Consider the following 15,245-nt stretch of genomic DNA (forward strand, 5'->3'; position numbering starts at 1 on the left):
ACGCTCACGCTCCGGCGCGAGGGCCGGGCAGTCGGGGGGTGAAGGAGACGGGCGTCTCGAAGGCGGCCCGGCGGGAGGCGCGTCGCAGGACGGCCAGCACGGCGGGGCCGGTGACGAGGATGGCGACGAGGTTGGTGATCGCGCGGCCCGTGTCCCAGCCGAAGGTGGAGGTGGTGAGGGTGAACAGCACGAAGGTGTGCAGGTTCTCCGCGACGGACGCGCCGGGATCGAAGGAGAGCTGGGTGCCGATACCCGCCGTGAACGGCCAGAACCACATGTTCATGATGAAGCCGAAGAAATAGGCGGAGAACACCCCGTAACCGGCGAGCATCGCGATCTCCGCACGACCCGTGACCCGCTTCGGCAGCAGTCCCGCGCCCAGCCCGATCCAGGCCGAGGACACCATCTGGAAGGGCAGCCAGGGACCGACCCCGGCCGTCAGCAGCGCCGAGGCGAACAGCGAGACGGCACCCAGCACGAAGCCGAAGCCGGGGCCGAAGACCCGGCCCGCGAGGACGAGCAGGAAGAACACCGTCTCGATGCCGGCCGTGCCCGCGCCCAGCGGGCGCAGCCCGGCGTTGACGGCGGACAGCACGCCCAGCAGGGCCAGCACCTTGGGGTCGATGCCGCCCGAGCTCATCTCGGCGAGCACCACGGCCAGGAGCACGGGCATCGCGATGATGAACAGCAGCGGCGCGTCGGCGGAGTGGGCCATCGCCGCCGGCTGCGGCGGCGCGAACAGCGGCCAGAAGAACATCGCGAGACCGGCGATGCTGGCCAGCGTCAGCACCACCGAGGTGCGCAGGCGGATACGGAGGACGGACACCCGGTGGCCCGGCCGCGCGGGCGGAGCGGTACCGAGGGGACTCGTCGTCGTGGTGGTCACGCGGGAACCTCCCGCGCGTCGAGCGCCCGGGCGACCTGTTCGACGGTCAGCCAGGGCTGCGGCGCCAGGACCTTGGCCACCTGAGGCGCGAACGCGGGCGAGGAGACGACGACGTCCGCCGTCGGCCCGTCGGCGACGATCTCGCCCTCCGCCATGACCACGACCCGGTCGGCGGCGCCCGCCACGAACTCCACGTCATGGGTGGCGACGACCACGGCCCGGCCGTGCGCGGCGAGTTCGCGTACGACCTCGGTGAATCGTTCCTTCGCGTGGTAGTCCAGGCCGCGGGTCGGCTCGTCGAGCAGCACCACACCGGGGGCCGCCGTCAGCTGAACCGCCAGCACCAGGGCCAGCTTCTGGCCCTCGGACAGATCCCTGGGATGACGTCCGCCGGGGATGCCGGGGGCCAGCGAGTCGAGGAGGGCCCGGCAGGTGCCGGCCGCGACCGCCGACTCGGTGTCGCTCTGGGCACACTCCGCCTCGACGGTCTCCAGATAGAGCAGGTCACTGGCCGTCTGCGGGACCAGGCCCACCAGCGCCCTCGCCTCGCGGGCGGACGCCTTGCCGGGGTCCGTGCCGGAGACGTCCACGCGGCCGGAGCGGCGTGGGCCGGAGCCCTGCAGGGCCCACAGCAGGGAGGACTTGCCGGAGCCGTTGCGGCCCATGAGCGCGGTGACCTCGCCCTCGCGGAGCTCGACGGAGACCGCCTTCACGGCCAGGTGCCGGCCGTAGGCGACCGTCACCTTGTCGGCGGACAGCGCCGTCTCCCCGGCTTCCGGACGTGCCGCCGGAGTGGGTTCCAGAGCGGCCAGCCGGTCCCGCAGCGCGGCCGAGGAACGGCGCGCGTCGCGTACCGAGAGCGGCAACGGCCGCCAGCCCGCCAGACGGCCGAGCCGGACGACGGGCGGGGCCACGTCGCTGCCCGTCATCAGCTCGGCCGGCGCGCCCTCGCGGACCCGCCCGTCACCCGTCAGGTGCAGCAGCCGGTCGGCGTACTGGAGGACCCGTTCCACGCGGTGCTCGGCGACCAGGACCGTGGTGCCCAGGTCGTGCACCAGGCGCATGATCGCCGCGAGCACCTCCTCGGCCGCCGTCGGGTCCAGGGCTGAGGTCGGCTCGTCCAGCACGAGCACCCTCGGATGCGTGGTGAGCACCGAACCGATCGCCACACGCTGCTGCTGACCGCCGGACAGGGTGCGCAGCGCGCGGCGGCGCAGGTCGGCGATGCCGAGCAGGTCGAGCGTCTCCTCGACGCGCTTGCGCATGACCTCGGGCCGCAGCCGCAGCTGCTCCATCCCGTACGCCAGTTCCTCCTCGACGGTGTCGGTCACGAACCCGGCGAGCGGATCCTGGCCGACCACGCCGACGAGATGCGCGAACTCCTGCGGCGGGTGGTGCGCCGTGTCCTGCCCGTCGACGGCGACGCGGCCCCGGAGATGCCCGCCGGTGAAGCGCGGCACCAGTCCGTTGACGGCGCCGAGCAGCGTCGACTTCCCGACGCCGGTGCGACCGGTCACCAGGCACAGCTCGCCCTCGCCGATGGACAGGTCGACATCGAGCAGGGAAGGCCGGTCGGCCCCCGCGTAGGAGAACGTCACCTCGTTGAACTCGATCATGCGACGGGCTCCTTGGACGGTACGGGCGGTGCGGTCTCGCTGTGGACCGGCTCGGAGGGGGCGTCCTCCGGCGGGTCCGACAGGAGCTCGGGCGGCGGCGCGAGCCAGGCCGGCAGCACGCCGGTGAGGATCGCGGCCGCGGGCAGCAGGGAGAGTTCGGGCCAGGTGAGCGGGCTGAGGGTGGGGTAGAGGTTCGCGGGATCGACCTTGGTGGTGGCGTACATCAGGCCGGCCGCGGCCAGCCCCGAGACGACGACGGCCACCTCGCCCGCGCGCCAGGAGTCGGGCCGGTAGCGGGTGCGCCGCAGCCTCCGGCCGCCGATCAGGAACCCCGTGGTCGCGACGGCCAGACCGGCGGCCAGCATCGGGGTGCCGAGATAGCGGGGCGTCGAGGCGTCCATCACCCCGTACAGCCCGGCGCAGACACCGAGGAGACCGGAGATCACCAGAGTGCCGGTGAGGAACCGGGCCCCGGGTGAGATGCGCCCGGTGCGTCCGTAGCCGTGCGAGGCCATCGCGGCGGCCAGGGCCAGAGAACGCGTCAGCGCGTCCTCCAGCACCGGGATGACGATGCCGCGCAGCGCACGCGCACCCTTCTGGCCGCCTGCCCGCAGACGCCGGGCGCGGCGGACCCGCTGGACGCTCTCGACCAGCTGCGGCGCGAACGTCAGGGCGACGACGACCGACGTGCCGATCTCGTAGAGCGCCCCGGGCAGGGCTTTGAGCATGCGCTTGGGGTTGGCCAGGGCGTTGGCCGCGCCCACGCACACCAGCATGGTGGCGAGCCGCAGCCCGTCGTAGAACCCGCCCAGAAGCTGTTCGGCGGCGACCGCGCCGAACAGCCTGATGCCCGCGGCCCACGCGGGCAGGGGGATCTCGGGGAGGACGAACAGGACGGTGTCGCCCTGCCCGCCGCCGAAGACGATCCGGAAGACCACCCGCATCGTCACGATGAAGGCGCCGAGCATCAGGTACATCCGGAAGGCGAGCGCCCAGGGCGCGTCGCCGCGTCGCCTGACCACCACGTATCCGCAGACGGAGAGGATCAGGACGAGCAGCAGCGGGTTGGTCGTACGGCTGGCGGCGGTGGCCATGCACAGGGCCCACAGCCACCACGCGCCGGGATGGACGGCGCGTGGCAGCGGCGGGTGGAACGGGAGGAGACGAGGGCTCACGGAGTCTCGCCCGGCTCTCCGGCGGCGCGACGGCGTCGCCAGGCGGTGACGCAAGCCGCGGCCGCGAGGGCCGTCGCTCCGGCGATCCCCACCAGGGTGCTGGTCGGGATGCCCTGCTCGGCGGTCGCGTCCGCCTGCTGGAGGCCGTCGGCCCCCACCCCGGTCCACGCCGGCGCCTCGCTGGGCGGGCCCGGGGTGCCGGGCAGCGGCTGGGCCGACGTCGGGGCGGACGTCGAGGGGGACGCGGAGGCGGAGCGCGACGTGGAGGGGGTGGGGGAGGTGCTGTTCGGCCCCGCGGTCCGGTCGGCCGCGGGGGCGCCGGTCGTCGGGCCGGGAGCCGACGTACCGGGCTCCCGGTCCTGGCCCGGCGCGACCGAGTCGCCCCGGCCCGCGCCACCGTCGGCCGGTGCGCCGCCCCCGGTGGAGGCACCGCCGCCGGAGGACCCGCCGCCCGGCGTGCCGCCTCCGCCGGAGGACGATGCTCCGCCGCCGGAGGATCCGCCGCCGGGCGTGCCGCCTCCGCCGGAGGACGACCCTCCGGACGTGGACGATCCACCGCCGGTGGAGCCGCCTCCGGTGGAGCCGCCTCCGGTGGAGGATCCGCCGCCCGACGTGCCGCCCCCGCCGGAGGACGACCCGCCGGACGAGGAACCACCGGAGTTCGACCCGCCCGAGTTCGATCCGCCGGAGCTGGACCCTCCCGACGAGGACCCACCGGACGAGGAACCGCCCGAGGTGCCCGGTTCCGTGGTGGGCGGGGGAGGTGCCGTGACCGGGCGCTGCGGTGCGATCCGTGGCGGCGGATTGGTGGTGGACGACTTGTTCTTCGAGAACGACCAGCCCTCGAAGCTGCCCGTCGGCGGCTTGCGGTTCGTCACGCCCCACTGGCTGTACGTCCAGTTCCCGCCGTTCGGGGCATGCCAGTAGGACCAGTAGGCGGACGCCGGCGGGGTGTCGATGCACGGCTCGCTGCCCGGTCCCGGCTTGCCCTCGATGCGGCAGATGAACGCCTCGCCCCAGCGGTTGGTGCCGGCGATCTGGATGCCGGCGTTCTTCAGCGCGGCATGCCCGGTCGACTGACTGCCCCGGGCACAGCGGATGATGAGCGGTCCGCCGAGCTCCTGGAAGTCGATGACGACGGTGACGCCGTCGTCGTCCGGGCAGAACCCCGGGGTGCCGCGGCTCTGGTCGACGGAGTACGCGGCCGGCGCCGAGGCCAGGCCGAACCCGGCCGTGCCGAGGAGAAGGGCGAGGGCGAGCAGCCCCGAGCGGAGCCGCTGCCCCCGTGGCGTCGTGGACGTCACGTGTGGGACCCCTGCCTGCGCCTGCCTGCGCGGAGCGCGGCGTAGCCGGCCGCGGTCAGCGCCGCGGCGCCGCCGCCGAGCAGCAGGACGCCGCCGCTGCCCGTGCTGGCCAGCGCGCCGCCGCCACCGGTGGATCCCGAACCGGAACCCGAACCGGAGCCCTGGTAGGGCGCGGTGGTGTCCGTCGGCGACGTGGTCGCTCCGGACGCGGTGCGCGACGGCGTGCCGCCGGCGGAGTGGGACGGGCTGCCGGTCGGCGTGCCGGCGGTACCGCTCGCGGTGCGCGACGGCGTAGCGGTCGGCGTGCCGGAGGGCGTACCGGCGGTGCCGCTCGGGGTGCCGGCGGTGTGGCTCGGCGTGCGGGACGGCTCGCCCGAGGTGGTCCGGGAGGGCGTGCCGCTCGGGGTCTTCGAGGGGTCCTTCGTCGGCGTGTCACTCGGGTCGGGACCCGGGTCGGGCGTCGTGACGCCGACCTTCCCCAGCGGGATCTGCGCGAGGGCGAGCAGGGCCTGCGGCGTGGAGCGGCGCCACTGGTCGCGCTGGAACTCCGGGATGCCGTCCGTCTTGGCGCCCGCGAGCGCCTCGTCGTTGTAGGCGATGGCGCCGGCCTCTGCGGACGCGGCGCCCGCGGTCGACGCCGTGAGCTGGTGCGCCTTGATCCAGGAGGCCGCCTCGTCGGCCTCGGCCTGGTGCCCCGTGGCCGCGAGGGCCTGACCGCCGAGACCGGTGCTGTTCGCGTTGGGGAAGTCCGTGGGGCCGGAGCCGTTCAGCGAGCCGTCGGCGTTCTGGATCCCGGCCAGCCAGTCACCGCCCTTCGCCGCGGCCGCGGCGGCACCCTCCGCGCCGTCCTCGGCCGCGGCCAGCAGCGCCTGGACCGCCATGGCCGTGGAGTCCGGGTCGAGCACCGCGTCCGCCCCCTGGGCGTCGCAGTCCCCGGTGACGGTGTCGCCGCCGAAGGCGTACGGGTAGAGCCGGAAGCCACCGGCCGCGCACTGCTGGTCGATCAGGAAGTCGACGGCGTTCTGCGGGACGTCGCCGCTGCGGGCCAGGCCCAGCACGGCCAGGGACTGGCCGAAGGTGTTCGCGGTCTCGCTGCCCTCGACGATCTTGTCCTTCAGCCGGCCGTTCTCCAGCCCGGCCGAAGGACCGGCTATGAGGTCGACCGTCTCCTGACGGAGGTCGTACGCCCCGAACTTCGCGGGGTCCTCCCCCGCGGCCACGGCGGCGTAGAGGAGCTTGGCCGTGGCACCCGATATGCGGTGGCCGGGCTTTCCCCAGGCGTCGTTGCTGTTGTAGTCGCGCACGTGCGCCTTGAGGGCCGCCACGATCCCGTCGGCCGCCTTGTCGTCCGCCCCCGTCGCCTTGAGCGCGACGAGGGTGTCGATGGTCAGACCCCAGTCGGACCCGGAGAAGAACGGGATGCCGCCGTCGACGAGCTCGCCCGCCTGCCAGCGGGCGGCGTCGGCGGCGGCCGTGGGCTGAGGCGCGGCGACCGCGCCGCCCCCGGAGGAGATCAGGACGGCGGCGAGGAACGTGCCCCCGGCTCCGAGAGAGGCGGCGAGCTTGACCGGTGGTCTGGCGCCGGGCATGGCACAGATCCCTTCGACGGGGCCCGCGGTGACGGGCCCCGGAAGGCCGCGACGGCGGGAACCCGCGCGCTCGCTCTCGCGTGCGGCCGGTTCCGGACAGTCGTCGCCCGGGCTCCGTCACCGCAGACCATGGCAGTGAGAAGCAGGAGGCCCTCCAACGGGTGATCCGACTCGCGGCGCGGGACGCGACGCTCACGGTTGCAGGTCAGTGCCGGATTTGCACCGGCTTTCCCCTGATTGGCGGGCATTCAGTTGTCCTCCGCCACAGGCGGAACGGGCGCATCCTATGCATCTTCGTACGAGGGTTTCCAGCCTGGTCAGATGCGGTGCACGCCACATCCGGCGCCTCGGGACGCCTGCCACCACGACCCGAGGCGAGGGGAGTGCTCAGGTGTGGTCGAAGCGGGGTGCGCGTTTGTCCACGAAGGCCGACATGCCCTCCTTCTGGTCGGCGGTGGCGAACACGGCGTGGAAGAGGCGCCGTTCGAACCGCACGCCTTCGGTGAGCGTGGTCTCGAAGGAGCGGTTGACGGCCTCCTTGGCCATCATGGCGACGGGCTTGGACATGTCCGCGATGGCGGTGGCCACGGTGAGGGCCTCGGCGAGCAGATCGGCGGCGGGGACGATCCGGGAGACGAGACCGGCCCGCTCGGCCTCCTCCGCGTCCATGGTGCGGCCGGTCAGACACAGCTCCATGGCCTTCGCCTTGCCGACCGCCCGGGTGAGGCGCTGGGAGCCGCCGATCCCGGGGATCACGCCGAGCTTGATCTCGGGCTGGCCGAACTTCGCCGTGTCGGCGGCGAGGAGGACGTCGCACAGCATGGCCAGCTCGCAGCCTCCGCCCAGGGCGTAGCCGGCCACCGCCGCGACGGTGGGGGTGCGGAGCTGCCCGACGCGGTCCCACGCGGTGAACCAGTCCGAGAGGTACATGTCCATGTAGCTCCGCGGCCGCATCTCCTTGATGTCCGCGCCCGCGGCGAAGGCCCTGGCCGAGCCCGTGATCACGATGCAGCCGACCTCGGGGTCCCGGTCCAGCTCCTCCGTGGCGGCCACGACCTCGGTCATGAGCCGGAGGTTCAGCGCGTTCAGGGCCTCGGGCCGGTTGAGGGTGAGGAGGGCGACGCGGCCCTTCCGTTCCAGCAGGATCGTCTCGTAGGTCACGCGGAGGCTCCGTTCGGGTCGGCTTCCACCGGCCGCAGGGTGCGGACGATGGCCGAGAAGTCCAGTTCCGCGCCCGCGCCCTCGGCGAACGCGGTGTACATGGCCGCCGCCTTGAGCGCGAGCGGCGCGTCCACGCCTCCCGCGCGCAGGGCGTTGGCGGCGAGGCCGAGGTCCTTCGCCATCAGCGGGGCGGCGAACCCGGGCCGGTACGCGCGGTTGGCGGGGCTGGTGGGGACCGGCCCGGGGACAGGGCAGTTGACGGTCAGCGCCCAGCACTGGCCCGAGGCCGTGGAGGCGACGTCGTAGAGGGCCTGGTGGTCGAGGCCGAGGCTCTCGGCGAGGACGAACGCCTCGCTGACACCGATCATCGACACCGCGAGGATGAGGTTGTTGCAGATCTTCGCTGCCTGTCCGGCCCCCGGCCCGCCGCAGTGCACGACCTTCCTGCCCATGGCGCCGAGCAGCGGCTCGGCGGCGGCGAACTCCTCCGCGCCACCGCCGGCCATGAAGGTGAGCGTCGCCGCCTCCGCCCCCACGACACCGCCCGACACGGGGGCGTCGAGCCCCCGGTGACCGGCCGCCACCACCGCCTCGTGCGCGGCACGGGCGTCCGCCACGTCGATGGTGGAGCAGTCGACGAACAGCGTCCCGGGGCGGGCCGCGGCCAGCAGCCCCTGCTCCCCGTAGAGGGACAGGACGTGACGGCCCGCCGGCAGCATGGTGACGACCACGTCGGCCTCCGCCGCGGCCGAGACCGCCGATGCCGCGGGCTCGACGCCGGCGGCGGCCGCGGCGGCGACCAGCTCGGGCACCAGGTCGAAACCGAGGACACGATGCCCCGCCTTGGCCAGGTTGGCGGCCATCGGGCCGCCCATGTGTCCGAGACCGATGAACGCGAGGGTGGTGCTCACCAGACGACCTCCTGGTCCGAAGGGTTCGCGGCGAGCATCGGCTCGTCCGCGTCGAGCGGCGCGAAGTAACCGTCCACCACGGCTGGTTCGACCTCCTCCAGAGTGGCGGGGCTCCAGCGCGGGTTCCTGTCCTTGTCGACGACCTGGGCGCGGATGCCCTCCACCAGATCGGCCGAGGACAGGGCCGCGCACGAGACGCGGTACTCCTGCGCCAGCACCCGCTCCAGCGGACCGAGCCGCCGCGCCCGGCGCAGCGCGGACAGCGTGACCTTCACCGCCGTGGGCGACTTGGTGAGGAGGGTGTCGGCCGCCCGCGTCGCCTCCGGCCGGCCCGCCTTCCGGAGCCGCGACACGATCTCCTCGGCCGTGCCGGCGGCGTAGCAGCGGTCGATCCAGTCGCGCGCCGCGTCCAGCTCGCCGGGCGGCGGCTGGGTCACATGGCGCTCCAGTACGGCGCGGACCGGATCGGTCGCCAGTTCGCCGGCCAGGTCCGGCAGGGCCGCGGCCGGGACGAAGTGGTCGGCGAGGCCGCACAGCAGCGCGTCGGCGGCTCCGACGGGCGCCCCGGTGAGGGCGAGATGGGTGCCCAGCTCGCCGGGGGCCAGGGCCAGCAGATAGGTGCCGCCGACATCGGGGACGAAACCGATGCCCGTCTCGGGCATGGCGACCCGGGACCGCTCGGTGACGATCCGTACGCTGCCGTGGGCGGAGACTCCGACGCCCCCGCCCATCACGATGCCGTCCATGAGGGCGACGTAGGGCTTGGGGTAGCGGGCGATGAGCGCGTTGAGCCGGTACTCGTCGCGCCAGAAGTCCGCCGAGGCGGTGCCGCCGGTCCTGGCGTCCTCGTGGATGGCGCGGATGTCGCCCCCGGCGCACAGGCCGCGGTCGCCGGCGCCGTCGATGACGACGACCTCGACGCGGGGGTCGTCGGCCCACGCGGTCAGGGCCTCCTCGATCCGGAGCACCATGGGGTGGGTGAGGGCGTTGAGCGCCTTGGGACGGTTGAGGGTGACGTACCCGGCACGGCCCTCGGTGCGGAGAAGGACGTGGTCGTGTACGGGCGGGGTCTCGTGGGTCATCGCAGGTTCTCCGTGAGTCCGCGCGCGACGATCACGCGCATGACCTCGTTGGTGCCTTCCAGGATCTGATGGACCCGCAGGTCGCGGACGATCTTCTCGATGCCGTACTCGCTCAGGTAGCCGTAGCCGCCGTGGAGCTGGAGGGCCGCGTCGGCCACCGTGTAGCCGGTGTCGGTCGCGAAACGCTTGGCCATCGCGCACAGGCGGGGGGCCGGCGGGTCACCGGCGTCCAGCGCCCGTGCGGCCTCCCGCACCAGCGCGCGGGCCGCGGCGAGTTCGGTGGCCATGTCGGCCAGCCGGAACTGGAGCGCCTGGGCGTCCAGGAGCCGCGCCCCGAAGGCCTCGCGGCCGGCGAGATGGACCAGGCTCCGGTCCAGCGCGCTCTGCGCACCGCCCAGCGAGCAGGCGGCGATGCCCAGGCGGCCGCCGTTCAGGCCGCTCATCGCGATGCGGAATCCGTCGCCCTCCGCGCCGAGCCGCCGGTCGCGGGGGATCCGTACGCCGTCGAGGACGACCTGGCGGGTGGGCTGGGCGTTCCAGCCCATCTTCCGCTCGTTGGGCCCGAAGGACACCCCGGGATCGTCACGCTCGACGACGAAGGCGGAGATCCCGCCCGGGCCGGGTGCGCCCGTCCTGGCCATCACGACGTACACCCCGGCGGCGCCCGCCCCGGAGATGAACTGCTTCACCCCGGACAGGACGTAGTGGTCGCCCTGCCGCTCGGCGCGGGTGCTCAGGGCGGCGGCGTCGGAGCCGGCGCCCGGCTCGGTCAGGCAGTAACTGCCCAGGACGGCCGCGGAACACAGGTCCGGCAGCCAGCGCGCGCGCTGGGCGGCGTCGCCGTACCGGTCGATCATCCAGCCGACCATGTTGTGGATGGAGAGGTACGCGGCGATGGACGGGCAGCCGGTGGCCAGCGTCTCGAAGACGACGACGCCGTCACTGCGGCTCAGGGCCGAACCGCCGTGCTCCTCACCGACGTACACCCCGCCGAGTCCGAGCTCCGCGGCCCGGCGGATCACGTCGACGGGGAAGTGCTTGTCCTGGTCCCAGGAGACCGCGTGGGGGGCCAGCTGCTCCTGCGCGAAGTCGAGGGTCACCTCGGCCAGCGCCAGCTGGTCCTCGGTCATGGTGCTCATCGCGCTCACCCCATCGTCGGGATCGTGAAGCTCGCACCCTCCTTGACCCCCGAGGGCCAGCGCGAGGTGACGGTCTTGGTGCGGGTGTAGAAGCGGATCGAGTCCGGTCCGTGCTGGTTCAGGTCGCCGAAGCCGGAACGCTTCCAGCCACCGAACGTGTGGTAGGCCACCGGCACGGGGATCGGCACGTTCACGCCGACCATGCCGGTGTTGACCCGGCGGGTGAACTCGCGGGCGGTGTCCCCGTCCCGGGTGAAGATCGCCACGCCGTTGCCGTACGGGTGCTCGCTGGGCAGCCGCAGCGCCTCGTCGAAGTCGGCGGCCCGGACGACGGAGAGGACCGGGCCGAAGATCTCCTCCTGGTAGACCCGCATCCGCGGGGTGACGCGGTCGAAGAGGGAGGCGCCGGCGAAGAAGCCGTCCTCGTGCCCGGCGAGGGCGAACCCGCGTCCGTCGACGACCAGTTCGGCTCCCTCGCCGACGCCGATGTCGACGTACCGGCGCACCCGGTCGAGCGCGTCCCGGCTGACCAGGGGACCGAAGTCGGCCTCGGGGTCGTCCGACCTGCCGATCCTGAGGCCGGCGATGCGCTCCTTCAGCGCGGCGACGAGGCGGTCCGCGGTCTCCTCGCCGACAGGCACGGCCACGGAGATGGCCATGCAGCGCTCGCCGGCCGAGCCGTAGCCGGCCCCGACGAGGGCGTCGACGGCCTGGTCGAGGTCGGCGTCGGGCATGACGATCATGTGGTTCTTGGCGCCGCCGAAGCACTGGGCGCGCTTGCCGTGGGCGGCCGCGGTGGCGTAGATGTGCGCCGCGATGGGAGTGGAGCCGACGAAGCCGAGGGCCTGCACGCGCGGGTCCTCGAGGAGGGTGTCGACGGCCTCCTTGCCGCCGTTCACCACGTTCAGCACGCCCGCCGGAAGCCCTGCCTCCAGGAAGAGTTCGGCGAGGCGGAGCGGTACGGAGGGGTCGCGCTCGGACGGCTTGAGGATGAAGGCGTTCCCGCAGGCCAGTGCGGGGGCCGCCTGCCACAGCGGAATCATGGCCGGGAAGTTGAAGGGCGTGATGCCCGCGACGACGCCCAGCGGGACGCGCAGCGAGTGCACGTCGATCCCGGTGCCCGCGTTGTCGGTGAACTCCCCCTTGAGCAGGTGGGGGATGCCGGCCGCGAACTCCACCACCTCCAGGCCGCGTTGGAGGTCGCCATGGGCGTCCGCCACGGTCTTGCCGTGCTCGGCGGAGAGCAGCCGGGCGAGGTTCTCCCGCTCGCCCTCGACGAGCTGGAGGAAGCGCAGGAGAACCCGGGCGCGCTTCTGGGGGTTCCACTCGCCCCACTCGCGCTGGGCCTCGACGGCGTCGGAGAGGGCGTGCTCGGTGTCGGCGCGCCCGGCCAGCGGGACGCGGGCCTGGACGGCGCCGGTGTTCGGGTCGTACACGTCGGCGTACAGGCCCGACGTGCCGGTGACGTGCTTTCCGCCGATGAAATGGGTGAGTTCACGGACCATGGATGCCTGCTCTCGTCAGGTGGGATCCGGGGATGGCGCGGCACACCGCCGCACGCGCCGGGTGGGGCGCGGAGCGAAGGGCATGCCTCGGGACAGCGACGGCGCGGGACCGTCGCAGAGCTAGGTGGACGCGGGAGACGCCGTCCGCTCCGCCGGATCACCAGGGTCGTGGGTACCAACCGGTGCCATGCGTGTCTGCTCCATCCTCGTGGACAACACGGAACGTCCGCGGCCGGTATCCTGACTCCCGGATCTCCGCGTGCCGCCCGCCTTCCCGACCGATCGGTCAGTGGCGTGTGGATGGCAGCACACTCCCCGGTCACAGTGGCGGGACCGTGCCGGACTCACACCGGCTTCCCTGCACCGCGGACCTTGTGCCCCGAAGATATAGTTGGACGTCCTAGTAAGTCCAGGGCCGTCACCCGCGCGCCTACAGTCGGCGCATGCGCATCGTCTCCCTGCTGCCGGCGGCCACGGACATCGTGGCCGACCTCGGACTCGCCTCCCACCTGGTCGGACGCACCCACGAATGCGACTGGCCGCCCGCCGAGGTCGCCTCCGTACCCGTCGTCACGCGGGCCGAATTCGACGCGAACTCGCTCAGCAGCCGGGAGATCTCGGCCGCGGTGGGCGGCGCGGAGCACCGCGGGTCCTCGCTCTACACCCTGGACACGGAAGCCCTCGCCGCGCTCGCTCCGGACGTCCTGCTCACCCAGGACCTCTGCCGGGTCTGCGCCGTGTCCTACGAGCCGGTCTCCCGCGCGGCGCGACTCCTGGACGCCGGCCCCCGCGTCCTGAGCCTGGAGCCCCGCACCCTGGACGACGTCCTCGACTGTCTCGTCACGGTGGGCGAGCTCCTGGGCGTCCGCGAGGCGGCCGAGCGCCGGCGGGCGGAGTGGCGCGGCCGGCTCGACGAGGTCCGGTCGGCCACGGCGGCCCGGCCGCGCCCGCGGGTCGTGGCCGTCGAGTGGCTCGACCCGCTCTGGCCCGCCGGGCACTGGGTGCCGGAGCAGATCGCCCGCGCGGGCGGCGAGGCGCTGCTCGCCGCCCCCGGGGAGCACACCGCGCCGATGACGTGGGAAGCGGTCCGGGCGGCCCGCCCGGACGTCCTTCTGCTGCTGCCGTGCGGGTTCCCTCCCGAACGGACCCTGACCGAGCTCGACCTGCTCACGGCGCTGCCCGGCTGGGCGGACCTTCCCGCCGTCCGCTCGGGCGAGGTGTGGGTCCTGGACGGGCCCGCCTACTTCAACCGGCCGGGACCTCGCGTCGTCCGGGGCGCGGAGGTCCTCGCCCACGTGCTGCACGGCGTACGGGTGGGGGAGCCCGTCACCGAGGCGGAGGCGCGGCGGCTGCCCCGGACCTGACGCCTACCTCTGGTCGCGGGCCACCGGGTACGGGACGAAGGTGCTGCTGCTCTCGTCGACGGCCAGCGTCCGGCCGAGGGGCGGGACGGCGCGCTGGGGACAGTCGAGGCGTTCGCAGAGCCGGCAGCCCATGCCGATCGGGGTGGCGGCCGAGGTGTTGTCGAGGTCGAGGCCGTCGGAGTACACGAGCCGGTGGGCGTGGCGGAGTTCGCAGCCCAGGCCGATCGCGAAGGTCTTGCCCGGTTCGCCCCAGCCGCCGCGGTGCCGGGTGACGGCCCGGGCGGTCCACAGGTACCGCTGCCCGTCGGGCATCGCCGCGATCTGGACGTGGATGCGGCCGGGCGCGGCGAATGCCTCGTACACGTTCCACAGGGGGCAGGTGCCGCCGGCGCGGGAGAAGTGGAAACCGGTGGCGGACTGGCGCTTCGACATGTTGCCGGCCCGGTCGACGCGGACGAAGGAGAAGGGCACCCCGCGCAGCCGGGGGCGCTGCAGGGTGCTCAGACGGTGGCAGACCGTCTCGTAGCCGAGCCCGAAACGGTCGGTGAGCCGCTCGATGTCGTAGCGGACCTCCTCGGCGGCCGTGTGGAAGGCGCCGTAGGGGAGGATCAGGGCGGCGGCGAAGTAGTTGGCGATGCCGATGCGGGCGAGGCGATGGGCGGGGGAGCCGGGCTCGAAGTCCTCGGTGGCGAGCCGGTCCAGCTCGTCGTCGTACTCCAGCAGGGCGAGCTGGGTGGCCATCCGGAAGGCCTGCTGGCCCGGCCGCAGCCGCCCGGAGAGGTGCAGCACCCGGCTCGCCGCGTCGTAGTGATGCAGCCGGTCGGAGTCGGCGGCGAGCCGGATCCGGTGCCGCTCGTCGAGCCGCCGGGCGAGGTTCTGGAGCACGTCCCCGGGGCGGATGCCGATCTCGCGGGCCAGCTTCTCGGCGGCGAGGTCGCTGTCGTGGAGGTAGTTCTGCCGCCGGTAGAAGAACTCCCGGATCTCCTCGTGCGGGGAGCGCGGCGCGGCGGCACCCGAGTCGTCCCGGCCGTCGGCCGCGTCGGCGAGCCGCTCGGCGAGCTGCTGGCTCCGGCGGCCGAGGTCGACGAGGACGGAGGCGACGGCCGGCATCCGCTGCGCCAGCTCGGCCAGGTCCGAGGCCGAGACCCGGGCGGAGGCGACCTCACCGGCCAGGGCCTCGCGCAGGTCGGCCACGAGCCGGCTGGTGTCGCGCTCGGAGAAGAACCCGGGATCGACGCCGAACGCCTCGGTCAGGCGCAGCAGCACCGGCACGGTCAGAGGGCGTGAGTCGTGTTCCATCTGGTTCAGGTAGCTCGGCGAGATCCCGAGGACCCGGGCCAGCTCGGCCTGGCTCATCCGCCGTTCCTCGCGCAGCCGGCGCAGGCGCGCCCCCGCGTACGTCTTGGCCACCCGTACTCCTCCGCCGTTCGCTCGACCGGCCCTCAGCGTACGCGCGAATCCGCCGTTGCCAAGCTTCGCAACCTTCGCAGATCGAGATCGGAAGATTCGCAGA

Annotated in this window: 12 protein-coding genes and 2 riboswitches; of the genes, 1 reads left to right on the forward strand and 11 read right to left on the reverse strand. The window is 73.7% G+C overall.

Annotated elements, in window-relative coordinates; translation table 11 throughout:
• Nucleotides 1-4 precede the first annotated feature (4 nt).
• The 10 genes from ACFYT9_RS18850 to ACFYT9_RS18895 form a co-directional block, all read right to left on the reverse strand.
• On the reverse strand, nt 5-886 hold the full coding sequence (locus tag ACFYT9_RS18850; protein WP_389165149.1) for an ECF transporter S component: 882 nt from the start codon (nt 884-886) through the stop codon (nt 5-7).
• Complete coding sequence (locus ACFYT9_RS18855) at nt 883-2,502, reverse strand: ABC transporter ATP-binding protein (RefSeq protein ID WP_389165152.1); 1,620 nt, start codon at nt 2,500-2,502, stop codon at nt 883-885. Before ACFYT9_RS18855 ends, ACFYT9_RS18850 begins: the two co-directional genes overlap by 4 nt.
• Entirely contained in the window at nt 2,499-3,677 is a 1,179-nt protein-coding gene (locus ACFYT9_RS18860; protein ID WP_389165153.1) for a CbiQ family ECF transporter T component, read from the reverse strand. Before ACFYT9_RS18860 ends, ACFYT9_RS18855 begins: the two co-directional genes overlap by 4 nt.
• A complete protein-coding gene (locus tag ACFYT9_RS18865) occupies nt 3,674-4,981 on the reverse strand; it encodes a hypothetical protein (protein WP_389165155.1) in 1,308 nt (435 codons plus the stop codon). The genes ACFYT9_RS18860 and ACFYT9_RS18865 overlap by 4 nt, the downstream gene beginning before the upstream one ends.
• Nucleotides 4,978-6,570: a hypothetical protein gene (locus ACFYT9_RS18870; protein ID WP_389165157.1), complete on the reverse strand. Its 1,593-nt coding sequence runs from the start codon at nt 6,568-6,570 to the stop codon at nt 4,978-4,980. The genes ACFYT9_RS18865 and ACFYT9_RS18870 overlap by 4 nt, the downstream gene beginning before the upstream one ends.
• Nucleotides 6,571-6,708: 138 nt before the next feature.
• Nucleotides 6,709-6,858: riboswitch (cobalamin riboswitch) on the reverse strand.
• A 99-nt stretch (nt 6,859-6,957) separates the two neighbouring features.
• Entirely contained in the window at nt 6,958-7,731 is a 774-nt protein-coding gene (locus ACFYT9_RS18875; protein ID WP_389165159.1) for an enoyl-CoA hydratase, read from the reverse strand.
• Complete coding sequence (gene mmsB / locus ACFYT9_RS18880; protein ID WP_389165161.1) at nt 7,728-8,642, reverse strand: 3-hydroxyisobutyrate dehydrogenase; 915 nt, start codon at nt 8,640-8,642, stop codon at nt 7,728-7,730. Before mmsB ends, ACFYT9_RS18875 begins: the two co-directional genes overlap by 4 nt.
• Nucleotides 8,639-9,724, reverse strand: coding sequence for an enoyl-CoA hydratase/isomerase family protein (locus ACFYT9_RS18885; RefSeq protein WP_389165164.1), 1,086 nt, complete (start codon nt 9,722-9,724; stop codon nt 8,639-8,641). The genes mmsB and ACFYT9_RS18885 overlap by 4 nt, the downstream gene beginning before the upstream one ends.
• Nucleotides 9,721-10,863, reverse strand: coding sequence for an acyl-CoA dehydrogenase family protein (locus tag ACFYT9_RS18890; RefSeq protein ID WP_389165166.1), 1,143 nt, complete (start codon nt 10,861-10,863; stop codon nt 9,721-9,723). The genes ACFYT9_RS18885 and ACFYT9_RS18890 overlap by 4 nt, the downstream gene beginning before the upstream one ends.
• A gap of 5 nt (nt 10,864-10,868) precedes the next feature.
• Nucleotides 10,869-12,368: a CoA-acylating methylmalonate-semialdehyde dehydrogenase gene (locus tag ACFYT9_RS18895; RefSeq protein ID WP_387270384.1), complete on the reverse strand. Its 1,500-nt coding sequence runs from the start codon at nt 12,366-12,368 to the stop codon at nt 10,869-10,871.
• A 212-nt stretch (nt 12,369-12,580) separates the two neighbouring features.
• Nucleotides 12,581-12,765: riboswitch (cobalamin riboswitch) on the reverse strand.
• A 46-nt stretch (nt 12,766-12,811) separates the two neighbouring features.
• On the opposite strand from ACFYT9_RS18895, the gene ACFYT9_RS18900 reads away from it, so the two are divergent.
• Nucleotides 12,812-13,732: a cobalamin-binding protein gene (locus ACFYT9_RS18900; protein WP_389165169.1), complete on the forward strand. Its 921-nt coding sequence runs from the start codon at nt 12,812-12,814 to the stop codon at nt 13,730-13,732.
• 3 nt (nt 13,733-13,735) lie between these two features.
• Here ACFYT9_RS18900 and ACFYT9_RS18905 read toward each other — a convergent pair whose 3' ends face one another.
• Nucleotides 13,736-15,142: a short-chain fatty acyl-CoA regulator family protein gene (locus tag ACFYT9_RS18905; protein ID WP_387270386.1), complete on the reverse strand. Its 1,407-nt coding sequence runs from the start codon at nt 15,140-15,142 to the stop codon at nt 13,736-13,738.
• Nucleotides 15,143-15,245: the final 103 nt, after the last annotated feature.

Origin of the sequence: Streptomyces sp. NPDC004435 (assembly GCF_042873895.1) — a bacterium.
Taxonomy (GTDB): Bacteria; Actinomycetota; Actinomycetes; order Streptomycetales; family Streptomycetaceae; genus Streptomyces.